Source organism: Streptomyces sp. NPDC046831, from assembly GCF_040645305.1.
Lineage (GTDB): Bacteria > Actinomycetota > Actinomycetes > Streptomycetales > Streptomycetaceae > Streptomyces.
Genome location: NZ_JBEYXZ010000012.1, coordinates 1 through 20,188, shown reverse-complemented (window position 1 = coordinate 20,188; position 20,188 = coordinate 1). Strand labels below are relative to the sequence as shown.

The following is a 20,188-nucleotide window of genomic DNA, read 5'->3' as shown; positions in this document are numbered from 1 at the left end:
TTCCGCCGGGTGTCTCCGGACGCGCGGGGGAGGGGACGCCCACGGACGTCCCCTCCGCCACGCGATCCGGCGCGACCCCTACGGGCTCGGGTCTACGGGTTCAGACGCACGGGCAGCTCGAAGAGGTCGTTCTGCGTCACCACCGGCTTGTTCCGCAGCTCCTTCACCGGGACCGCCAGGTCCAGCCGCGGGAAGCGGGCGTACAGGGCGGGCAGCGCGACCCCGGCCTCCAGACGGGACAGCGCCGCGCCCGGGCAGACGTGCGGGCCGTGCCCGAACGAGATGTGGCGGTTCCTCGTCTCCCGGGTGATGTCGAACTCCCCGGCGGAGGGGCCGTGCGCCTGCTCGTCGCGGCCGATCGCGCCGTAGGAGACGATCAGCGCGTCCCCCTTCGGGACGACCCTGCCGCCGACCGGCACGTCCTCCGTGGCGAACCGGATCAGCACGTGCGAGGTCGGCGTCGACCAGCGCAGCGTCTCCTCGATCACCGCCGTCCAGTCGGCCTGCCCGGACAGCACGAGCGCGCGCTGGTCGGGGTGCGCGGACAGGTTGACGACCGCGTTGACGAGCAGCGAGATCGTCGTCTCGTGGCCCGCCGCGACCATGAGCTGGAGCGTGGAGACGATCTCCTCGTCGGTCAGCCGGTCGCCGTCCTCGGACGCCTGGATCAGGGCGCTGGTCAGGTCCTCGCCCGGGTGCGCGCGCTTGGCCGCGACCGTGTCGCCCATGAGCTGCGCCAGCTCCCCGAGGGTGGCGACGACCTCGTCGGGCGGGGTCCGGGTCGAGAAGAACTTCTCGAACAGCACCTTCAGCCGGGGCAGCAGCGAGGCGTCGATGCCCATCAGCTCGGCGACCACGTACATCGGCAGCGGGTAGGCGAAGGCCGCCTTGAGGTCCACGACCTCCTCGGCCACGGGCAGGCCGTCCAGCAGTTCGTTCGTGAGCTCGGTGATCCGCTCGCGCATCCGCTCCACCCGGCGCGGGGTGAGCGCCTGGGCCACCAGGGCCCGCAGCCGGCGGTGGTCGGCGCCGTCCACGGTGAGCATGGAGCGGCCGGGGTTGGCCAGGCCGATCAGCGGCCAGTCCCGCGGTATCTCGCCGCGCTGCCAGGCGCCCCACACCGTGATGTCCTTGACCAGGCGGGGATCGGTCAGCAGCGCCTTCGCCTCGGCGTGGTGGGTGACGGCCCAGACGGGGACGCCGCCCGGCAGTTCGACGGCGGCCAGCGGACCGGCCGCGCGCAGCCGGGCGCTCTCGCCGTCCAGGTCGCCGACGAACGGGTCCAGGACGATCCGGGTCTCCGCGGCGCTGGTTCCTTCGGCGCTGGTTCCTTCGGTGCCGGTCGTCGTCATGGCGTGCCTCCCAGGGCCGGGGTCGGGGTGAACCGCACGGGCAACTCGGTCAGCCCCCGCAGCCAGGGCGAGGGGCGACGCGTCAGGAACTCGGCGGGCACCGCCAGGTCGATGTCCGGCAGCCGGTCCAGCACCACCTCGATGGCGGTCCGCGCGATCACCTCGGCGATCTCCTGGGCCGGGAAGGGGCAGCGGTGCTCGCCGTGGCCGAAGGAGAAGTGCGCGTGGTTGCCACCGGTCAGCTCGGATCCGTGGGTGCGGACCTGGGGATCGGAGTTCGCGCCCTGCAGTCCGAGCAGCAGCAGGTCGCCCGCGCGGACCGCGCGGTCGCCCAGCCGGGTGTCGCGGGACGCCCAGCGGCCGGCCACGTTCTGCGTCGGCGTGTCCTCCCACAGCACCTCGCTCATGGCCTCGGCCACGCTGTTGCGGCCGCCGAACAGCGAGGCCGCGAAACGGCTGTCGGTCAGCATCAGGCGCAGCGAGTTGCCGATCCAGTCCGCCGTCGGCTGGTGACCCGCCGCCATCATCACCATCAGGTCCTGGGCGATCTCCTCGTCGCTGAAGCCGCTCCCGTCGGCCAGCATCCGGGAGGCGACGTCGTCGGCCGGATGCGCCTTGCGTTCGGCGAGCAGCCGCGCCATCGACGCGGCCAGGTGCGTCTGGCCCGCGATCGCCCGCTCACGGCCGTCGATCATGTCGTTGAGCGCGGTGACCAGTCCCGGCCCCTCCTCGTCGGAGAAGCCGTAGAGCCGGGCCAGCACCCGCACCGGCAGCAGCATCGCGTAGTCGGCGATGAGGTCGGCCTCGGCCCGCAGGCACACCGCGTCGATCAGCTCGTCCGCGAACCGCTCCGCGTGGTGGCGCAGCTGGGAGGGATCGACGGCCTCCAGCGCGTCGCTGACCATCGCCGCGCGCCGGCGGTGGCGCTCGCCGACCGTGTACAGGATCGACGGCTGCTTGTGGCCGATCATCGGCAGCAGCGGCCAGTCGTCGGGGATGTTCTCCCACTGGTTCCACAGGTCGGAGTCCCGGCTGAACAGCACCGGGTCTCCGGTGACCTGGTGCAGTTCGCGGTAGCCGAGCACCAGCCAGGCCGGGATGCCGCCGTCGAGCAGCACCGGGGTGACGGCCCCGTGCTCCTTGCGCATCTCCCGGTACAGGCGCGCGGGTTCGGTCTGGAACCGTGGTCCGCCGAGGGGGACGGCGTCGGACGTCACACGTACTCCTGTCGGGGCAGGGCCGCCGGGGCGGCCTGGCCGGCGTACCGGTCCCGGACGTGCCGGACCAGCGTGACGAGGACCTGCTTGCTGGACTCCCGGGAGCGCGCGTCGCAGGTCAGCAGCGGCACCTGCGGGTCGAGATCGAGGGCCTCGCGGACGTCGCCGGGGGAGTGCGCGGGACCGCCGAAGTCGTTGCACGCCACGACGAAGGGCGTGCCGTGGTGTTCGAGGCGGTCGATGGCGTACCACGAGTCGTCGATGCGCCGGGTGTCGACCAGGACGACCGCGCCGAGCGTGCCGGAGAACAGCCGGTCCCACAGGAACCAGAACCGCTCCTGGCCGGGCGCGCCGAACAGGTACAGCACGTTGCGCGCGTCGAGCGTGATGCGGCCGAAGTCGAAGGCGACGGTGGTGGCGGTCTTGCCGCGCACCTCACTGATGTCGTCGACCGCCTCGCCCGCCTGGGTCATCGTCTCCTCGGTGTTCAGGGGACGGATCTCGCTCACCGAACGGACCAGCGTGGTCTTGCCGACGCCGAAGCCGCCGACCACCACGATCTTCAGGCCGTTGTCGGCGGAGGCACCCAGTGGGGTGCGCGCGTCAGAGATTGCGGAGTCCAACGAGCACCTGCTCCAGGATGTCGGGGTCGGGAACGGCTGCCCTGCGCGGATGGCGGGCGCTGACACGGCCCGCCGCGAGGAGGTCGCACAGCAGGACCTTGGTGATGCTCACGGGCAGGCGCAGCTCGGCGGCGATCTCGACCACGGCCGTCGGGAACTCGGCCATGCGCAGGATGGCCGCGTGCTCCGACTGCATCCCGGGCGTGGGTCCCGACTCGGCGACGACCAGCGTCACCAGGTCGAAGGGGTTGTCGGATCCGGACCTGCTGCGCCCGCCGGTGATGGTGTAGAGGCGGTCGGGAGCGTCGTCCCTGCCGGGACGGCTCATGACGTCCGGGGCTGCGCGGTGAGGTGCTCGCCGATCTGCTCCACGAGTTCGCTCATGGTGTGCCCGACGAGCCCGGCGTCGGCGTCCTCGGTGGTGACGACCGCCAGGTGCGCGCCGTCGCCCGCCTCGACGATGAACAGCACGCCCCCGTAGAACTCCGTCATGGCCGAGCGCACGCCTCCGCTGCCGTCGCCGAACTCCACGGACGCCCCGTGCGACAGCGACTGGATGCCCGCGGCGATGGCGGCGAGCTGGTCGGCCTGGTCGACGGTCAGTTCGGGGGTGCGGCACAGCTTCAGCCCGTCACGGGAGAGGACGAGAGCGTGCCGTGCGCCCGGGGTGCGCTCCAGGAGGCCCTCGATGAGCCAGGTGAGCTTCTCGTCGGCGGTGGTGCCGGTCATGAAGTGGTGTCGCCTTCCGGGTGCGCGGACGGATGGGTGGGGGTGCTGGAGGCGTCCGGCTGCTCGGATGCGCTGTGGGCGTCGCGTTCCGTACCGGGACGCGGCGCCGGGGCCTGCGCGGGCGCCTGCTGCCGGGCGGAGGTGCGGACCGCCTGGCGGAAGCTGCTGAAGCGGGCGGCCCGTGCCTTGGCGTCCTCGGGGCCGGGCGTGGTGCGCGGCTCGGCGGAGCGGGCCGTGGACCGCGCCCGCTCGGCCTGGGCCAGGGTGCGTCCGCGGCGCCGCCTGGGCAGGCCGGCGGGGCGCCCGTCGGCGTCCTCGGCGTCGGCGGCGGCCGTCTCGTGGACGGGGGCGGGGTCCACCCGCGGCGCGGAGGCCGCCGGTCGCCGCCCGGACGCCGGGCGGGGCAGGCCCGCCGCGGGGCGCTCGGGGGCGGCCGGACTGGCGAGGATGTCCTGCGGGATGAGCATCAGGACGCCGGTACCGCCGCGCGCGGACGGGCGGAAGGAGACCTTCAGGCCGTACTTCGTGGCCAGCCGGCCGACCACGGCGAGACCCAGCCGGGTGCCGGTGAGGCCGCCGAGCCCCGAGGTGTCGCCGGAGACGGCCTGCTCGGCCCGCCGCAGCTGCACGTCGCTCATCACCAGCCCGCTGTCCTCGACGGACACGATGACGCCGGCCGGGACCTCCTCGACGTAGACGTGGACCTCGGCCGTCGGCGGCGAGAAGTTGGCGGCGTTGTCGAGGAGTTCGGCGAGCGCGTGCATCACTCCCTCGGCCGCGTGACCGGCGACGGCGCTCTCGCTCGCCGCGTGCACGCGCACCCGCTGGTAGCCGCTGATGCGGCCCATCGCGCCGCGCAGGATCGACTCCATCGCGATCGGGCGGGCCCAGCGGCGGCCCGAGCGGGCGCCGGTGAGGACGGCGACGGAGTCGGCGAGCCGGCCGGCCTGCGCGGTGCGGTGGTCGAGGTGCAGCAGGTCCGCGAGGACGTCCTCGTCGGAGTGGCGTTCCTCCATGGACCGCAGGTCGGCGAGCGTCGCGGTGGCGAGGGCCTGCAGGCGCGCCGCCGCGTTGGAGGTCGCGGAGATCGCCGCCGCACGCTCCCGGGCGGCCTGCCGCACCTGCTCGCTCAGACGCTCGTTGTCGCGGGCGAGACGGTCGCTGCGGCTCTGCAGAAGGGCCCGCTCCTCGGCGAGGGAGTCGGCGAACTCGGCGCGCTGCCGGGCCAGTTCGTCGATCAGCCGCTGCTGCTCCTGGCGGGCTTCCTCGGCGTCCCGGGCCCGCTCCGCCACCAGTCGGCGGGCGTCCTCGGCCGCCGCGTCCAGCCGGCGGCGGGCGACCCGGGCCGTCTGGGCGGCGTGCACCGCCCAGGTGACGGCCGCGCACAGCGCCAGGGCACCGGCGCCGGCGCCCCACAGGAGCGGGACCCGCATCGCCGCGGGAGCCGCGGCGACCCCTGCCGCGACCGCCGCCGCCGCGAGGACGGCGGTGAGTACGGGAACCGGGGCGACGGTGCGGACGGTGGGTCGCTCGCCGGGGTGCGTGGGCGCGGTCATCAATCGGGTCCTTGGGTGGCCGTCCCGGTCGCGGACGGCCCTCGGTCCGGTCCCGGACACACAGGTCCCGGGCTGATGGAACGTGACACGTGAGGCTCAACTGGCGCTCACTATACGAGAGTTCCTGATCAGATGGGCAACGCTTCACGGCCATCGTCCGCGGCACCCCGACCCATCGGGAGCAAACCGCGCCCACCCCGCATGCGGGGCCGGGACCCCCGGGCGTCGACGGCCGCCGCCCGCCGCGGCCGCCGCGCGCTCCGCCGCCGGGGCCCGCCGGACGCGCGGAGACCCGCGCGTCCGTGGGGTCGCGCGGGTCTCCCGGGGTGTCCGCCGGCGGGAAGCCGGACCGGGTCAGTTCCACAGGGGGTAGGTGATGACGCGCTCGAAGCCGTCCGGCCTGCCCTCCGGGTAGACCAGGCTGATGCGCGTGAAGTGGTGCAGCGAGGGGTGCTTCTTCCAGGGCTGCGGGCTGTCGAGCCGGACGACGACCGGGTAGGAGTGGAACGTGCCCACCGCGCAGTACGGCGTGCAGTCGTTGACCACGTTGACGCCCCTGGCCGTCGCCGAGCCCGGCCCCCAGTGCGACCAAATGAGCGAGTGCAGCCGGCTGTTGCCGTCGCCGCAGGCGAGGATGAAGTCACCGGGACGCTGCCGCGGGTGCCAGAAGCAGTCGACGAGCACCGGCCGCCGGGACTGCTGCTGGGCCACGGAGTCCCTGTCCGGCGGGGCGGCCGCCGGCGCGGCCGTCGCCGTTCCCATGGCCGCCGCGAGCGACGCCGCGGCACAGACCGTCACCGCTGCTCTCACCGTGCGTGCACCCATGGGCGTACCGTCCTCCCGCTGACGAGGCGACCTGTACCGACGCTACGACCATGTCGGGGGACGCACCACTCGTGCGGCCGCGTGGGCATTCGCGTCGTCGCCGCTCTGCGACTGGCACGTGCCGCAGAGTTCGTGCTCGCCGTCGCGGGTGATGACGGTTCCCCAGCCGAGGCACTGCTCGCAGTCGCGAGCCAGACCGGGATCGGCGTGGGGCGGCGGGGTGGGGCTGTGGTGGGCTCCGTGCGCCATAGGGGGGCGGCTCCTCGGAAGTCGCAGCAGGGATGCGATTCCATTTTGTCCGATTTTTCGGAGATGTCCACCCTTGCTTTCCGCGAAAACGGCCCGCGCGGCGTGACGCCCCACTGCCCCGGGCAGGGAAAGCCGCCGAAGCCGGGGGGACAGGTCACGGGCACCGCGTGCCGGCGGAGAAGAGCGGGCGGTACCGGCGGGATCCTGCCGGCGGCGAGGACCGGGCGTCACGGGCGATTCCCGGCGGCAAGGCGGGTGTCACGGGAGGATTCCGTCGACCGCGACGTTCAGGTGGCGCGGGCCCCGCAGGACCGCGTTCCGCCGGTAGGGCGGCGGGTCCTCGATCAGGCGCGGGCCGTCGAGCCGGCGGGCCAGCTCCGAGAGCGCGATCTGCGCCTCCAGCCGGGCCAGCGGCGCCCCGAAGCAGCTGTGGATGCCGCTGCCGAACCCGAGGTGCTGCAGGTCCTCCCGGTCGGGATCGAAGCGGTCGGGGTCCCGGAAACGCTCCGGGTCCCTGTTGCCCGCGGCGAGCACCAGCCAGATCCTCGACCCCTTCGGGATCGTCACGCCGTGCACCTCGATGTCGGCGATGCAGGTCCGCTGCGGCAGGAACTGCACCGGCGGCTCGTACCGGAGCAGCTCCTCCACGACGTTGACGGCCCAGGCCGGTTCGCCGCGCAGCCGCCGCAGCGTGTCCGGGTGGCGCAGCAGGGTCAGCATGCCGTTGGTGACGAGGTTGACCGTCGTCTCGTGGCCGGCGATCAGCAGCAGCACCGCGGTGCTGAGCACCTCCATGACCGACATCGAGCCGTCCGGCCCGCCGCTCACCGCCAGGTCCGACAGCAGGTCCTCCCCGGGTTCCCGGCGGCGCTGCTCGACCAGCCCGGCCAGGTACATGCCGAGCTGCATTCGCGCCTCCCGCACCGAGTGCTGGAAGCCGGCGTCCCCCTCCCTGCGGGTCTCCGGATCCAGACCGGCGACGATCACGTCGACCCAGCCGCGGAAGCGCGGCTCGTCCTCACGCGGCACCCCCAGCAGCCGGCAGATGACGGTGACCGGGAACGGATACGCGAACTGGTCGACCACGTCGACCTGCCGGGCGTCGCCGAGGCCGTCGATGAGGCCGGAGACGATCGCGCTCAGCTCGCCGCGCATCGCGTCGATCCGGTGCGGCCGGTGCGGCGGGCCGAAGGAGCGGTTGGCGATCCGCCGCAGCCGGTCGTGCTCGGGAGGGTCCAGCCGGATGAAGCTCGGCGGCAGGCCCGTCTCCTCCGCCACCGACAGCTCGTCCTCGTCCGGTGCGGTGAGGTTGGCGGCGTCGGAGCTGATCCGCGGATCGTGGAGCAGGCTCTCGATGTCCCAGTACGAACTGACGACGTACGGGCCGCCCTCCTCCTCGTACAGCACCGGGGTCCGGCGGAGTTCCGTGTACAGCGGGTACGGGTTCGCGCGGTGGGCGAAGTCGGTGATCCGGCGCACGAGCGAGGCGTCCGTCATGAGGCGTCCTTCGGGCGGGGAGGTCCTGGGCGGTGCGGGCGGCCGGCACCCCGGTCAGGCGCGGGCCGGTGTGAAGACCAGGCGCCGGTCGGCCGGTGAGTAGCCACTGAGCGTCACGGTGGGGCCGTGCGTCGGCAGGGACGGGTCGGGGAAGTCCGCCGGGACCGGCCGCCGGCCCTCCGGCCGCCGGTCCACCGTCGGGAACTCCACCGGGAACGGCGCCCCCGTCTCGATCAGGCGCTGGTAGAACTCCAGCCACCGCGTGTTGTCGAAACTCACCGCCGCGATCACCCGCCCCTGGTAGCCGTAGACGCCGACGAAGCGGCGCTCGGCGAGCGACCCCTGCGTGATCATGATCTGGTCGCCCATGGACGGCACCCCGACGGACTTGATGTTCACGCCGAACTGCGCCGACCAGAACGCCGGCATCCACAGGTGCGGACGGCGCTCCGCGCCGGGGCTGATCATGTTGTGCGCGGCCACCTCGGCCTGGGCCACCGCGTTGCCCCAGTGCTCCAGGGACAGGAACTGGTAGCCGAACAGCGCGTGCGGGGACCGGGCGACGTCGCCCGCGACGTAGACGTCGTCGGTCACGATGCCCCGGAAGTCGAATGCCCGGCAGCCGGCGTCGCACGCGATGCCGCGGGGACCGGCGCCCAGCCCGGAGCCGGTCAGCCAGCCCGTGTTGCGGGTGGCGCCCAGCGACACGACCACGACGTCCGTCTCGACCACGTCGCCGTCGGACAGATGGGCGGCCCGCACCCGGCCCGCCGCGTCCCCCTCCAGCCCGGTCACCGTCACACCGGTGCGCAGGTCGACCTCGTTGTCCCGGTGCAGGTCGGCGGCCACCGCCCCGACGACCCCGCCGAGGGCGCCCACCAGAGGCGCGCCCGCGCGCTCCGCCACGGTGACGGGGATGTCCCGGTGCCGGCAGGCGGAGGCGATCTCCGACCCCGTGAACCCGGCGCCGATCACGAGCACCCGGCGCGGTGACGCCTGCAACCGCCGGTGCAGCCGGACCGCGTCGTCCCGGGTCCGCAGCACGAACACCCCGTCGAGCTGGGCCTCCGCCTCCTGCGGCCAGGGCCGGGCGCGGACACCGGTCGCGATCAGCAGCCGGTCGTAGGGCACCTCGTCGCCGTCGGCCAGCCGGACCCGCCGGGCGGTCGTGTCCAGCCCGGTCGCCGCCACCCCCAGACGCCAGGTCGCGTCGATCTCCCCGCGCCGGGGCAGTTCCGTCCGGTCCGGCCGCGCCCTGCCCAGCAGGACCGCCTTGGACAGCGGCGGCCGGTCGTACGGCTCGTACGGCTCGTCACCGACCAGCGTGAGGGATCCGGTGAAGCCCTCCGCGCGCAGGGTCTCGGCGGCCCGCAGACCGGCCAGCGAGGCCCCGACGATCACGATCCGGCCCTCACGGCGGAGCCACGCGAGGTAGTCCTCAGGTGGCATCGAGGGTCTCCCAGGCCTGCTCGCCGGCCGCGGCGTCCAGCCCGCCGGCCGTGATCGCGCCCACCGGGCAGGCGGCGACGGCGCGTGCCACCTTCTCGCGCTGTGCCGGCTCCGGCCGGGGGTTGTAGACCAGTGATTCCTCGCCGTGCATCACGAACACGTCGGGCGCCAGGAAGGCGCACTGGGCGTAGCCCTGGCACCGGTTGAGATCGACGACAAGCCTCATCACCGCACCGCCCTTCCGGCAGTCAGGTCCGCGGGGGCCCCGCCCGCGCGGGCACCCGCGGACGGCGGCCGTCCCCCGGCCAGCATCGGAGAGCCGCCGCGCGCTCGCGCGCCGGCGCCCGCCGATGGGGTGACCGGCCGCACCGCCGCCGGACGTACGGCGCATGCACCCTGTCACGGCCTCACGGCGTTCTGTGCACGCGGACCGGGCGGGTCCGGGCCGAGTAGCAGCCGTGTGTCCCCGGCGCAGCGGCCGCGCGCCGGTCCGCCGGGGAGGCGGCCGCTCGTCACTTGCGGTAGCCGAGCACGGTCATCATGCCGGACTCGGAGTGGTACTGGTTGTGGCAGTGGAGCATCCACAGCCCCGGATTGTCGGCGCGGAAGTCGACCACCAGCTTGCGGTGCGGCAGGACGATCGCGGTGTCCTTCCGGGCGCCGGACGCGCCGAGGCCGGTCATGGCGAACGTGTGCCCGTGCAGGTGCATCGGGTGCCACATGTCGGTGGCGTTGATCAGCGTCAGCCGGACCCGCTCACCCTGACGGACGGGGTGGCGCCGCTCCATCGAGAACGGCTGGTGGTCGAAGCCCCAGTCGTAGTTCCTCATGCTGCCGGTCAGCCTGATCCGCAGATCGCGGTCCGGCTCTCCCTCGCGCAGGGCCACGGACTCGTGCGGCACCAGACGCTGGGCCGGCACGATGCGGCCGTCGAGCTCCTCCGGGCGCACCGAGGGCTTGGGGAGGTCCTCCCTGCCGCCGGTGCGCAGCACCCCCAGCGCCCGCCCCTTCTTGCCCTCGGCGAGGGCGACCAGCGGGAAGACCCCGTCCTCGGCGGTGACCAGTACGTCGTAGCGCTCGGCCATGCCGATGATCAGCGCGTCCGTGGTCCTGTGCTCGACCGGGTAGCCGTCCGTGTGGGTCACCGTCATCCGGTGGCCGCCCAGCGCCACGCGGAAGGCGGTCTCCGCTCCCGCGTTGATGATCCGCAGCCGGATGCGGTCGCCCGGGCGGGCCCGGAAGACCGACGGGGCCTTCGGCAGGCGGCCGTTGACCAGGTAGTACGGGAAGTCGACGTGCCCGCCCGGGCTCTGCAGGAGCTCGCTGCGGGAATGTTGCAGGATGCGGGACGGGCCGCGGGACCGTTTCCCCGCCGGCCCGTGCCCCGCGGTCCTGTCGTGGCCGGAGCCGTCGTGCCCGCCGCTCTTGTCCGGAGCCCCGCCCATGTGCATGGGCGCGGCCCCCTTGCGCAGCTGCGCCAGCACCTCGTCCGGGGTCGAGCCGTCCACGCCGTCCAGCCAGTCGTCCAGGACGACGACCCACTCCTCGTCGTAGGACAGCGGCTCGTCGGGGTCGTCCACGATCAGCGGGGCGTACAGGCCGCGGTCGAGCTGCATCCCGGAGTGCGAGTGCAGCCAGTACGTGCCCGGGTGCGTCACGGCGAAGCGGTAGCGGAAGTCGGCGCCGGGCCTGATGTCGTGCTGGGTGAGGCCCGGAACGCCGTCCATGTCGCAGCGCAGGCGGATGCCGTGCGAGTGCAGCGTCGTGCCCACGGGCAGGTGGTTGGCGAGCGTCAGGTCGAGGATGTCGCCCGCGGTGACCCGGACCTCCCTGCCGGGCAGCGTGTCACCGTACGCCCACGACCTGACGGTCCGCCCGCCCAGATCGAACGACCCCTCGGTGGCCGTCAGCCTGACCTTGCGCACCGGACCCCGCCCACGCTTCCGCTCGGCGGCGACCACCTCGGGGCCGGACGGGTCCACGTACCCCTTCGCGGCCTCGGGGACGAAGGGGCCGTGCCCGGCGCCCGGGGCGGCGGCCCCCGGATGCGAGCCGGATCCCGCGCCGGGACGCGAAGGCGAGTCGGCCCCGGAGCAGGCGGCCAGGGCTCCCAGACCGGCGGCCGCCATCGAGGCACTGAGCAGGGTGCGCCGCGAAGGTGTGTTCATGGATGAATAACACACGCTTTGGGGTGATATATGCGGTAACCGGGGCGGCGCGTGTCGGGAAGACGGGTCGTGATGACCCACGGCCGGTGCGCCGCCTTGGAAGGGTGTCCGGTGACGGGGGCGCGACGGCCACCCCGCCCGCCACCCGCCCGGCGGAGCCCCCGCCGCACCGCTTCCGCCGCGCGGCGGGTTTGCCGCGTTCGCGGCACCATGGTGTCGTGTTCAGTAAGGCCGTGCGGCGTGTCGTCGACATGTGACGAAAGCCAGAAGGCGAGGACGGTCGCGGTGAATGACCGACCGGGCACGGGTGGCGAAGGCACCGCTCCCCACCTGCGGATGGACGCGCTGCTCAGCGAGTTGCAGGAGCACGTCGAGCGCGTGCGCGGCCGCCGCGACCAGATGCAGACGCTGCTGGACGCGGTCGTGGCCATCGGCAGCAACCTGCGGCTGGAGGACCTGCTGCTGCGCATCGTGCAGTCCGCGGTCGACCTCGTGGACGCCCGCTACGGCGCGCTCGGCGTGCTCGGCGAAGAGGGCCGCATCAAGCAGTTCATCACCGTCGGCGTGGACGACGAGACCATCGCGCGGATCGGCCACTACCCGGAGGGCCACGGCATCCTCGGCCTGCTGATCCGCGAGCCCCGCTCGCTCCGCCTGACCGACCTCGGCTCCCACCCGGAGGCGGTCGGCTTCCCCGCCGGGCACCCGCCCATGCGCGGCTTCCTCGGCACCCCCGTCCAGGTCGGGGACAGAATCTTCGGCAACCTGTACCTGACCGACAAGCGGGGCGGGCGGCCGTTCGACGAGGACGACGAGTCGGTGCTGCGCAGCCTGGCCGCGGCCGCCGGCGTGGCCATCGACAACGCGCGCCTGTACGAGGAGAGCCGGCACCGCGAGCACCGGCTGACCGCGGGTGCGGACCTGACCCGGGCGCTGCTGTCCGGAGAACCCCCGGCGCAGACGCTGCGCTCGCTGGCCGACACCGTGCGGGAGATGACCGGCGCGGACCTCGTGACGCTCGCCCTGCCGGTGGGGGACAGCGGTGACCTGGTGGTGGAGACGGCCGCGGGCGAGGCGGCCCCTCTCGTGCGGGGCCTGGCGCTGCCCGCGACCACGCTCGCGGCGAAGGTCTTCGCGACCGGCGAGACCATCAGCAGCGACGACCTCAGCGGCGACTCCCGGTCCTCCGGCGGCAGCGCCTCGGTCGTCCCGCTCGGGCCGGGCTTCTTCGTGCCCGTCGGCGGCCGGGAACGGGTGCGGGGCGTCCTGCAGGTCGCCGACGCGCCGGGCAGCCCCCCGTTCAACGACACGGTCCTGGAGATGGTGCGCACGTTCGCCGACCAGGTCGCCCTGGCGCTGCAGGTGGCCGAGCACCGGCAGCACGCCGAACAGCTCGCCCTGGCCGGCGACCGCGACCGCATCGCCCGTGACCTGCACGACCTGGTGATCCAGCGCCTCTTCGCGGATGGGCTGACCCTCCAGGCCGCCCTCGGACGCGTCGCCGACCGGCCCGAGACGGTGACGCGGATCCAGCGGGTCGTGGACGACCTGGACGACACGATCAAGGTCATCCGCACCACCATCTTCGGGCTGCGGCACCGCGACTGCCCGGACCGCGGGACCGGGCTGCGCGGCCAGCTTTTGGCCCTCGCCGACACCGCGACGCAGACGCTGGGCTTCACTCCGGCGCTGCGCATGACCGGCCTGCTGGACACCGAGGTGCCCGCCCAGCACGCCGAGCACCTGCTGGCCGTGCTGCGCGAGGCGCTGTCCAACATCGCCCGGCACGCCGACGCGGCCTCGGTCCGGATCGACGCCGACGTGCGGGACGGGGTGCTGCGGCTGACCGTGGCCGACGACGGCTGCGGGGTCGATCCCGCCGTGACGCGGCGCAGCGGGCTGGCCAACCTGCGCAGCAGGGCCGAGGAACTCGGCGGCAGCTTCGTCGTCACCCGCGGGCAGCCCTGCGGCACCGTCCTGCGGTGGAACGTGCCGCTGCCCGTCGGCGGACGGGACCCCGGCGACCGGCGCGAACCCTCCGACTGCCGGGCACCCGGCGACCGGTGGGCACCGGGCGACGCCGGGTGAGCCGGGCCTCCGCCCCTGGCCGGACCGGCCTCGGACGCGCGCCGGTGGCCCGAGTCACTGGCGGGGATCCTGCCGGTCGTGAACGGCGTAGCGAGCGTCGGGACGCCCCGGCCCCGTCCCGGTCGGGTGAGGCCGCACCGGCGACCCGGGGCGGCGGGTCGCAGGGCCGCGGCGGAGGAACGACCCGCGTACCGGACATGCGAGGGCGGTCCGGTGACGCGGCGAGGCGCCGCGCCCAGTCGGGGCACCTGCGCAGCCGCCGACCCGGGGGAGCGCCACGGACGGGAGTGCCATGGACGGGAGTGCCACGGACCCGGCCCCGGTGCGTACGACGCACCTCGCTCAGACGCCGCTTCCGCGCCGTGCCGCCTCCGAGCGGACCGGGGACTGCCCGGACGGCCGTGCGCCCGGCCGCACCGCTCGGCCCCGCGCCGACGGGGGGCCGGGCGGTTCGTCCAGCACGCTCCAGGCCACCGGACCCAGGAGGTCCGCCAGCCGCTGGAAGACGTCCAGGAGCACGTCGTCCACCGTCAGCACGCCCACCGCCCGGCCCTCGTCCAGCACGGGCAGACGGCGCACCCCGGACCTGCGGAACGCGCGGTAGGCCACGTGCACGTCGTCGGACGCGCGCACCGTGACGACGTCCGGCGACATCACCGTCTCGGCCCGCGCGCCCGCGCCCGCCCCGGCCCCCAGCCCGCGCAGAGCGAGGTCGCGGTCGGTGACGATGCCGCGCAGCGCCCCCTCCTCGACGACCAGCACGGAACCGACTCCCTCGTCGGCGAGCCGGCCGGCCACCTCCGCCAGCGAGGTTCCGGGAGTGACACAGACCGCCGGCGCGCTCATCACGTCGGACACCTTCATACGGCGGCTCCTTCGGCGACGCGGTTCACCGGCGAGTCTCCGGCTCGGGCCGGGACCCGTCGCTCCCGGCCGCCGCCACGGCGGCGTCGTCCTCGTGGAAGCCCAGCCGGTCGACCACCTCGACCACGCCGTCGACGCTCTCGCACAGCCGCACGACGACCGGCACGAGGCTGCTGCTGGGCACGGTGCCGCTCAGCGTGACCTTGCCGTCGCTGACCTCCACCGTCACCGCGGACGGCGGCAGGCCGAGCGTGCCCACGAGGATCTCCTCCACGATCTCCTCCTGGATGGCGCGGTCCCGGCGCAGCCACAGCTGGACCAGGTCGCTGCGGCTGATGACGCCGATCAGCCGGCCGAGGCCGTCCACCACCGGCAGCCGCTTGATCCGGTGCTCCTCCATCGTCCGCGCCGCCCGGATGACGTTCCAGTCCGGCTCGGCGACGATCGCCGGGCTCGTCATCAGCTCCTCGGCCACGGTCGCGGCCTTGCCGCTCGTGTGCCGGTGCATCAGGTCGGCCTCGGAGACCACACCGACGGGGCGGCCGTCGTCGACGACCGGCACGGCCGTGATGTCGTACTCCTCCAGGAGCCGCACTATCTCCATGAGCGCGGTGCCCCGCTGGACGCTTACAGCGGTGGGCGTCATCAGGTCACTCACGCTGCGTTGCCTCATCGCACCGGCTCCTCTCGGTCGCCTTCCGGATCACGTCCGTCTGAAGCCAGGGTGGGCGTGGACCGGGCGCCGCGCACAGGGCCGAACGTCCCCGGCCGGTCCCCGCGAGCGGATACCGCGCCGCCCACCGGAACCGGGCGTGCCCGCGACCGCGCCCGTCTCCGCGCCGCGGTCCCCCCGCACGCCGCCACCCGGGGCCCGGCCGGCCCACCGGCCTCGGGTCCGGCCGGCCCGCCGGCGGCGGCAGCCCGGCCGGCTGACCGGCCTCGGGTCCGGCCGGCCCCCTGGCGGCGGCAGCACGGCGGGCGCGGGTGAGCCGTCCGTGGCCGCGCTGGTCTCCGCGTCGTGGTCTGTGCGCCGGCGTCCCGGCGCGCGCCCGGCCTCCTGGCGGCGGCAGCCCGGCCGGCTGACCGGCCTCGGGTCCGGCCGGCCCACTGGCCTCGGGTCCGGCAGTCTCACCGGCCGCAGGCCCGGTCGGCATCCCCTCGGGTCCGGCCGGCCCACTGGCCTCGGGTCCGGCAGTCTCACCGGCCGCAGGCCCGGTCGGCACCCCCTCGGGCCCGGCCTGCCCCCTGGCGGCGGCAGCACGGCCCGCGGCGAGCGAACCCGGTCGTGGCCGGCGACCGGACGTGCCCCACCTCCGCGCTGGGTCCGGCCCGCGAGTCCGCGCTTGGGCCGCCGTCCGCGGACCCCGCGCGGCCGCGCCGTCCGTGCGCCGTGTCCTCACCTTCGTGCGGCACCGATACTCCGGCCGGAGCCCGCGGCAGCCACGTCCGTGTCCGTCCGGTTGCGTCCATGGCCGGGGACGGGGCGGAATGGAGTCAGGGCCTCCGTCCCGTGTTTCCCCGAGCCGGGACGGAGGTCCGCCGGCGGCCGGCAACGGGGCGCCCATCGTCCGCCGCCCGGCTCCCGGCCGTAGGGTCCGCCGGGCTCCGAACACCAGCGCCATGGAACGGCCGGGAGCCCGCCCCACCCGCTTCCCAGTGGCCCAGGGCTGCGGCTGGTACGGGGGCTCGGCCCGCGGTCCGCGGCGGGGAGTGCGAACGGGACACTCACGCCGTGAAGGCCAGCCTCTCGCGCCGTACGGGGTGCAGGAAGCCGGCCCCGGACGCCCAGCGCGCGACCTCGGCGGCCGCCAGGTCGGCCAGGCGCCGCCACTCGTTGCCCTGGGAGCCGGCGAGGTGCGGGGTGAGCAGCACGCCGTCGCAGCTCCACAACGGGTGATCCGGCGGCAGCACCTCGGGGTCGGTGACGTCGAGCACGGCACGGATGCGGCCCGCGAGGAGGGCGTCGGTCAGGGCGGCCTGGTCGACGACGGCGCCGCGGGAGGTGTTGATGAGGACGGCGCCGGCGGGCATCGCCTCGATCAGCGAGCGGTCCACCAGGCCACGCGTCGCCGGCAGCAGCGGAGTGTGCACGCTGACGGTCTCGCACCGTGCGAACAGCTCCGGCAGCTCCACCCGGCGCACGCCCAGGTGCGCCGCCTCCTCGCCGGTGACGTACGGGTCGTACAGCAGCACCTCCACGTCGTGCGGGCGGAGCAGCTCGACGACCCGGCGCCCGATCAGCGACGCGGACACGATGCCCACGGTGCGGTGGTAGTTGCCGACGGTGCGGGGCGTGCGCTGCCAGGGCTCCCGGGCGCGGGAGGCACGGTAGTCGCGCGCCCGCTCCAGGACCTGCTTGCCGGTCAGCAGGATCATGCCGAGGGTGTACTCGGCCACGGGCAGGGCGTTGACGGCGGCCGCGGAGGAGACCTCCAGGCCGCGCCGCCAGCAGGCCTCGGTGACGTGCCCGCGCACGCTGCCCGCGGTGTGCACCACGGCCCGCAGCCGGGGCGCCGTGTCCAGCACCGCCGCGTCCAGCGGCGGACAGCCCCAGCCGGTGACGAGCAGGTCGGCCCCGGCGAGCAGGGACCGGGCGCGCGGTGTGCCGAAGTCGTCCAGCACGGGGAGCGGGGCCAGGTCGCAGACCGCCCGCAGGGCGCGCAGCGACGGGGGGTCGAGGACCGCCTCGGCGGCGTCCGCCGACATGGCCGCGACGGCGCGGGGGCGGAAGCCGGGCGGCGGTGTCACGTCGTTCACAGGGCTCTCCTCGCTCGGTCGGGCGGCGCGGCGTACGTGCACGGCCGCTCTTCACGTCCTCACCCTCCCGCCGTCGCCGCCGGAGCGTGTCCTGCGTCGCTGGTCCGATCGGTCACTGATCATCGGGGACCGTGTCTGCCGACGGCGTCTCGGGGCACGAGTGCTAGGGCCACCGATGCAACACGGAAGGTATGAGAACTCATGGCACAGGACCTCACTCCGCAGTACACCGTTCCCGGCATCGAACTGGAGGCCGCCGGCCGGCTCATCGGAGTGCTCCGTACGCGCCTGCACGCACTGAACGATCTGCACCTCACGCTCAAGCACGTGCACTGGAACGTCGTGGGACCCCACTTCATCGCCGTCCACGAGATGGTCGACCCGCAGGTCGACCGGGTGCGCGAGATGGCCGACGACGTCGCCGAACGCATCGCCGCGCTCGGTGGCGTGGCCCAGGGCACGCCCGGCGCGCTCGTCAGCGAGCGGACCTGGGACGACTACTCCATCGGCCGGGCCGACGCCATCGCCCACCTGGGCGCCCTGGACCTGGTCTACACGGGTGTGATCACGGACGTCCGCGCCGCCGTCAAGGAGGCCGGCGAAGTGGACCCCGCCACGGAGGACCTGCTCATCGAGCAGCTGCGCGACCTCGAGCAGTTCCAGTGGTTCGTCCGGGCGCACCTGGAGAGCGCGGGAGGCAAGCTGGCCACCGCCGGCGTCTCCACCGAGACGGACGCCGCCTCGCGCGGCGGCGAGGTCGGCTGACCCGCCCCGCACCCGGTCCCGTACCCACGGGCCGTGGGACCCCGCCGGGGCACGCCCGACAGCGGGCGGTGGGACCGTCCGCCGCCGTCGTCCCGTCGCGGCGGTGCGGTCCCCGGCCCGTACGACACCCGTACGACACCCGTATGACATCGGCGGCGGCCCGCCCGGCACCCGCGGCGCGGTGCGCGACCGGGGTCCGGCGGCCGCCGGACCGCCGGCCGCGACGTCACGAGGCCGAGGTGGAGGAGCATGTCCGCTGAGCCGCAGACCGTGCCCGGCGGCCGCACGCGCCGGCCGCCGGGGCGCCCGGCCGGTGCCCGGCCGGCCACGCCCGCCGCGTGGTGGCCCGCCCTCCGCCGCACCCCGGGGTCGATGTGGCGCGACGACATCTCCGACTACGCCGCCGCCCTCACCTACTACGCCATCCTCGCGGTGCTGCCCGCGCTGCTGGTCACGGTGATCTCCTTCGGCCTCGTCAGCCCGGGCACGGCGAGGGACTTCATCGCCCACGTCACCGCCTACGCCCCCGCCGAGTCGGGATCCGCCCTGCACGAGCTGCTGACCCGGATGCTCACGCCGAGCTCCGCGGCCTGGACCCTGCTGGGCGTGGGCGCGGCGAGCGCCCTGTGGTCGGCCTCCAGCTACCTGGCCGTCTTCCGCCGCGCCCTGCACCGCATGCACCGCACCGAGGACCGGCGGTCCCCCTGGCGCACCGCCCACCGCATCGTGCTGACCGCGCTCGTGCTGCTGGGCCTGCTCGCGCTCAGCGCGCTCCTGCTGCTCGTGACCGGCCCCGTCGCCGAGAGCGCGGGCCGCCTCCTCGGCCTCGACGGCACCGTCGCCTGGGCCTGGAGCCTGCTGCGCTGGCCGATGCTGCTGTGCCTGGTGGTCCTTCTCGTCGTCGTCCTGTTCCGCACCGGACCGCCCTCGGCCCGGCGCCGGTCGCACAGCCTTCCGGGCGGAGTCCTGGCGGCGGCCCTGTGGCTGACGGTGTCGGCGGGCTTCGCCGTCTACGCGTCCGTCTTCAGCGCCTACAGCCGGCTGTACGGCTCCCTCGCCGGCGTCGTCGTCTTCCTGATCTGGCTGTGGCTGTCCAACCTCGCCCTGCTCTCCGGCGCCCAGTTCACGGCCGAACTGACCGAAGCACCCGGCCGCCGGCCGCCCCCGGCAGCCGCCCACCGCCCCCCGCCGGACCCCGGTCCGCCCCGGAGCCCGGCATCCGGCCGGGCCTCGCCACCCGAAGACAGAAGTGCAACCGCAGCCGACGCAGGAGACCCCTAGCACATGAGTGATCGACGAGACGGCCCCGACGAGGCACACCGGCGGCCGTCCGGTGTCACGGACACGACCGTGGAGGCGCTCGGCGCGCTGTCGAAGGCGCTGGAGACCACCGAGCGGGCCCGTGGCCATCTGTACTCCTTCCACCAGCTCACCGGCACCGCCGACTTCGAACTGGACCGCGCGGTGGAGCTGCTGCGCAAGGCCGGGCACCACGAGTGGGCCGAGCGGGTCGAACGGGAGGTGCTGGGCCGCAACGTCATCCCCGGCCACTGGACCTTCCAGATCGTCGAGGCCTACAACAGCACCTACTACCAGCCGTTCAGGGACCTGGAGTCCGCCGCCCTCCAGGACCTCGCCGACGGCAAGGACCACCTGTTCGAGGCGGAGCTGAAGGAGGGCCGCCGTACCAGCGGGCACCCCGACCACACCGCGCGCCCGGACACCGGGCCCGCGTCGTGAGGCCCGGTCCGGGTGAACGCCGGAACACCCGCGGGACGCGAGCGCCTGGTGTGCCGTACACCACTCGCGGCCGGCGGGAACCGGTGGTGTGTGCCGTGGAAAGCGGGGTAGGCGGCCCTTCGTCGGGCACCGCGGCGGACACGGTGACGTGGAGATCAGGGAGGGGCACAGCATGACGGCGATCACGACGGCGAGGACGGACGCGGAAGCAACCCGGTTGCCGGAGGTCGCCGATCCCTCGAAGGTGGCTCCGCGGGACGCGCGGGAGCTGAGCCGGGTGTTCTTCGATCAGCTGGCGGTGCTGGAGGA

The 20,188-nt window shown here is 74.5% G+C and carries 19 protein-coding genes and 1 pseudogene; 5 read left to right on the top strand and 15 right to left on the bottom strand.

The window, feature by feature from the left end; genetic code table 11:
* Window positions 1-92 precede the first annotated feature (92 nt).
* The 12 genes from ABZ920_RS13180 to ABZ920_RS13125 form a co-directional block, all read right to left on the bottom strand.
* Window positions 93-1,352: a cytochrome P450 gene (locus tag ABZ920_RS13180; protein ID WP_361502758.1), complete on the bottom strand. Its 1,260-nt coding sequence runs from the start codon at window positions 1,350-1,352 to the stop codon at window positions 93-95.
* Complete coding sequence (locus ABZ920_RS13175) at window positions 1,349-2,569, bottom strand: cytochrome P450 (protein ID WP_361502755.1); 1,221 nt, start codon at window positions 2,567-2,569, stop codon at window positions 1,349-1,351. Before ABZ920_RS13175 ends, ABZ920_RS13180 begins: the two co-directional genes overlap by 4 nt.
* Window positions 2,566-3,159, bottom strand: coding sequence for an ATP/GTP-binding protein (locus tag ABZ920_RS13170; RefSeq protein ID WP_361503120.1), 594 nt, complete (start codon window positions 3,157-3,159; stop codon window positions 2,566-2,568). The genes ABZ920_RS13175 and ABZ920_RS13170 overlap by 4 nt, the downstream gene beginning before the upstream one ends.
* A gap of 13 nt (window positions 3,160-3,172) precedes the next feature.
* The gene (locus ABZ920_RS13165; protein WP_361502752.1) at window positions 3,173-3,520 is read right to left on the bottom strand and encodes a DUF742 domain-containing protein; all 348 of its coding nucleotides are present in this window, start codon (window positions 3,518-3,520) and stop codon (window positions 3,173-3,175) included.
* Window positions 3,517-3,921, bottom strand: a complete 405-nt coding sequence (locus ABZ920_RS13160) for a roadblock/LC7 domain-containing protein (protein WP_361502749.1) — start codon at window positions 3,919-3,921, stop codon at window positions 3,517-3,519. Before ABZ920_RS13160 ends, ABZ920_RS13165 begins: the two co-directional genes overlap by 4 nt.
* The gene (locus ABZ920_RS13155) at window positions 3,918-5,477 is read right to left on the bottom strand and encodes an ATP-binding protein (RefSeq protein WP_361502747.1); all 1,560 of its coding nucleotides are present in this window, start codon (window positions 5,475-5,477) and stop codon (window positions 3,918-3,920) included. The genes ABZ920_RS13160 and ABZ920_RS13155 overlap by 4 nt, the downstream gene beginning before the upstream one ends.
* A 354-nt stretch (window positions 5,478-5,831) precedes the next feature.
* Entirely contained in the window at window positions 5,832-6,302 is a 471-nt protein-coding gene (locus ABZ920_RS13150; protein WP_361502744.1) for a hypothetical protein, read from the bottom strand.
* A 42-nt stretch (window positions 6,303-6,344) separates the two neighbouring features.
* Window positions 6,345-6,551 carry a hypothetical protein gene (locus ABZ920_RS13145; protein ID WP_361502741.1) on the bottom strand — a complete coding sequence of 69 codons (207 nt, stop codon included), beginning with the start codon at window positions 6,549-6,551 and terminating at the stop codon, window positions 6,345-6,347.
* Between the two features lie 258 nt (window positions 6,552-6,809).
* The gene (locus ABZ920_RS13140) at window positions 6,810-8,048 is read right to left on the bottom strand and encodes a cytochrome P450 (protein WP_361502738.1); all 1,239 of its coding nucleotides are present in this window, start codon (window positions 8,046-8,048) and stop codon (window positions 6,810-6,812) included.
* 54 nt (window positions 8,049-8,102) lie between these two features.
* Window positions 8,103-9,497: an FAD/NAD(P)-binding oxidoreductase gene (locus ABZ920_RS13135; RefSeq protein WP_361502735.1), complete on the bottom strand. Its 1,395-nt coding sequence runs from the start codon at window positions 9,495-9,497 to the stop codon at window positions 8,103-8,105.
* On the bottom strand, window positions 9,487-9,723 hold the full coding sequence (locus ABZ920_RS13130) for a ferredoxin (RefSeq protein ID WP_361502732.1): 237 nt from the start codon (window positions 9,721-9,723) through the stop codon (window positions 9,487-9,489). The genes ABZ920_RS13135 and ABZ920_RS13130 overlap by 11 nt, the downstream gene beginning before the upstream one ends.
* Window positions 9,724-10,009: 286 nt before the next feature.
* Complete coding sequence (locus ABZ920_RS13125) at window positions 10,010-11,665, bottom strand: multicopper oxidase family protein (protein WP_361502729.1); 1,656 nt, start codon at window positions 11,663-11,665, stop codon at window positions 10,010-10,012.
* Window positions 11,666-12,001: 336 nt separating this feature from the next.
* On the opposite strand from ABZ920_RS13125, the gene ABZ920_RS13120 reads away from it, so the two are divergent.
* Entirely contained in the window at window positions 12,002-13,753 is a 1,752-nt protein-coding gene (locus ABZ920_RS13120) for a GAF domain-containing sensor histidine kinase (RefSeq protein WP_361503117.1), read from the top strand.
* Window positions 13,754-14,095: 342 nt separating this feature from the next.
* Here the strand turns inward: ABZ920_RS13120 and ABZ920_RS13115 are convergent, their stop codons facing one another.
* The 3 genes from ABZ920_RS13115 to ABZ920_RS13105 form a co-directional block, all read right to left on the bottom strand.
* Entirely contained in the window at window positions 14,096-14,617 is a 522-nt protein-coding gene (locus ABZ920_RS13115) for a CBS domain-containing protein (RefSeq protein ID WP_361502726.1), read from the bottom strand.
* Window positions 14,618-14,642: 25 nt separating this feature from the next.
* Window positions 14,643-15,290, bottom strand: a complete 648-nt coding sequence (locus tag ABZ920_RS13110) for a CBS domain-containing protein (RefSeq protein ID WP_361502723.1) — start codon at window positions 15,288-15,290, stop codon at window positions 14,643-14,645.
* 1,052 nt (window positions 15,291-16,342) lie between these two features.
* Window positions 16,343-17,323, bottom strand: a complete 981-nt coding sequence (locus ABZ920_RS13105; RefSeq protein ID WP_361503114.1) for a hydroxyacid dehydrogenase — start codon at window positions 17,321-17,323, stop codon at window positions 16,343-16,345.
* 252 nt (window positions 17,324-17,575) lie between these two features.
* Here ABZ920_RS13105 and ABZ920_RS13100 point away from each other — a divergent pair, with 252 nt between their 5' ends.
* The 4 genes and pseudogenes from ABZ920_RS13100 to ABZ920_RS13085 all read left to right on the top strand — a co-directional run.
* Window positions 17,576-18,139: a DNA starvation/stationary phase protection protein gene (locus tag ABZ920_RS13100; protein ID WP_361502720.1), complete on the top strand. Its 564-nt coding sequence runs from the start codon at window positions 17,576-17,578 to the stop codon at window positions 18,137-18,139.
* 249 nt (window positions 18,140-18,388) lie between these two features.
* Window positions 18,389-19,420 (top strand): YihY/virulence factor BrkB family protein, encoded by a 1,032-nt coding sequence (locus ABZ920_RS13095; protein WP_361502717.1) that lies wholly within the window; start codon window positions 18,389-18,391, stop codon window positions 19,418-19,420.
* Between the two features lie 3 nt (window positions 19,421-19,423).
* On the top strand, window positions 19,424-19,879 hold the full coding sequence (locus tag ABZ920_RS13090) for a hypothetical protein (RefSeq protein ID WP_361502714.1): 456 nt from the start codon (window positions 19,424-19,426) through the stop codon (window positions 19,877-19,879).
* Between the two features lie 172 nt (window positions 19,880-20,051).
* Window positions 20,052-20,188, top strand: a pseudogene (locus tag ABZ920_RS13085) (RNA polymerase sigma factor SigF); the annotation flags it as partial.

What these genes read in the sequence shown, in the direction of transcription:
- ABZ920_RS13180 (WP_361502758.1), bottom strand. Translation starts at nt 1,352, where the DNA reads ATGACGACGACCGGCACCGAAGGAACCAGCGCCGAAGGAACCAGCGCC.
- ABZ920_RS13165 (WP_361502752.1), bottom strand. Translation starts at nt 3,520, where the DNA reads ATGAGCCGTCCCGGCAGGGACGACGCTCCCGACCGCCTCTACACCATC.
- ABZ920_RS13160 (WP_361502749.1), bottom strand. Translation starts at nt 3,921, where the DNA reads ATGACCGGCACCACCGCCGACGAGAAGCTCACCTGGCTCATCGAGGGC.
- ABZ920_RS13155 (WP_361502747.1), bottom strand. Translation starts at nt 5,477, where the DNA reads ATGACCGCGCCCACGCACCCCGGCGAGCGACCCACCGTCCGCACCGTC.
- ABZ920_RS13150 (WP_361502744.1), bottom strand. Translation starts at nt 6,302, where the DNA reads ATGGGTGCACGCACGGTGAGAGCAGCGGTGACGGTCTGTGCCGCGGCG.
- ABZ920_RS13145 (WP_361502741.1), bottom strand. Translation starts at nt 6,551, where the DNA reads ATGGCGCACGGAGCCCACCACAGCCCCACCCCGCCGCCCCACGCCGAT.
- ABZ920_RS13140 (WP_361502738.1), bottom strand. Translation starts at nt 8,048, where the DNA reads ATGACGGACGCCTCGCTCGTGCGCCGGATCACCGACTTCGCCCACCGC.
- ABZ920_RS13135 (WP_361502735.1), bottom strand. Translation starts at nt 9,497, where the DNA reads ATGCCACCTGAGGACTACCTCGCGTGGCTCCGCCGTGAGGGCCGGATC.
- ABZ920_RS13130 (WP_361502732.1), bottom strand. Translation starts at nt 9,723, where the DNA reads ATGAGGCTTGTCGTCGATCTCAACCGGTGCCAGGGCTACGCCCAGTGC.
- ABZ920_RS13125 (WP_361502729.1), bottom strand. Translation starts at nt 11,665, where the DNA reads ATGAACACACCTTCGCGGCGCACCCTGCTCAGTGCCTCGATGGCGGCC.
- ABZ920_RS13120 (WP_361503117.1), top strand. Translation starts at nt 12,002, where the DNA reads ATGGACGCGCTGCTCAGCGAGTTGCAGGAGCACGTCGAGCGCGTGCGC.
- ABZ920_RS13115 (WP_361502726.1), bottom strand. Translation starts at nt 14,617, where the DNA reads ATGAAGGTGTCCGACGTGATGAGCGCGCCGGCGGTCTGTGTCACTCCC.
- ABZ920_RS13110 (WP_361502723.1), bottom strand. Translation starts at nt 15,290, where the DNA reads ATGAGGCAACGCAGCGTGAGTGACCTGATGACGCCCACCGCTGTAAGC.
- ABZ920_RS13105 (WP_361503114.1), bottom strand. Translation starts at nt 17,323, where the DNA reads ATGTCGGCGGACGCCGCCGAGGCGGTCCTCGACCCCCCGTCGCTGCGC.
- ABZ920_RS13100 (WP_361502720.1), top strand. Translation starts at nt 17,576, where the DNA reads ATGGCACAGGACCTCACTCCGCAGTACACCGTTCCCGGCATCGAACTG.
- ABZ920_RS13095 (WP_361502717.1), top strand. Translation starts at nt 18,389, where the DNA reads ATGTCCGCTGAGCCGCAGACCGTGCCCGGCGGCCGCACGCGCCGGCCG.
- ABZ920_RS13090 (WP_361502714.1), top strand. Translation starts at nt 19,424, where the DNA reads ATGAGTGATCGACGAGACGGCCCCGACGAGGCACACCGGCGGCCGTCC.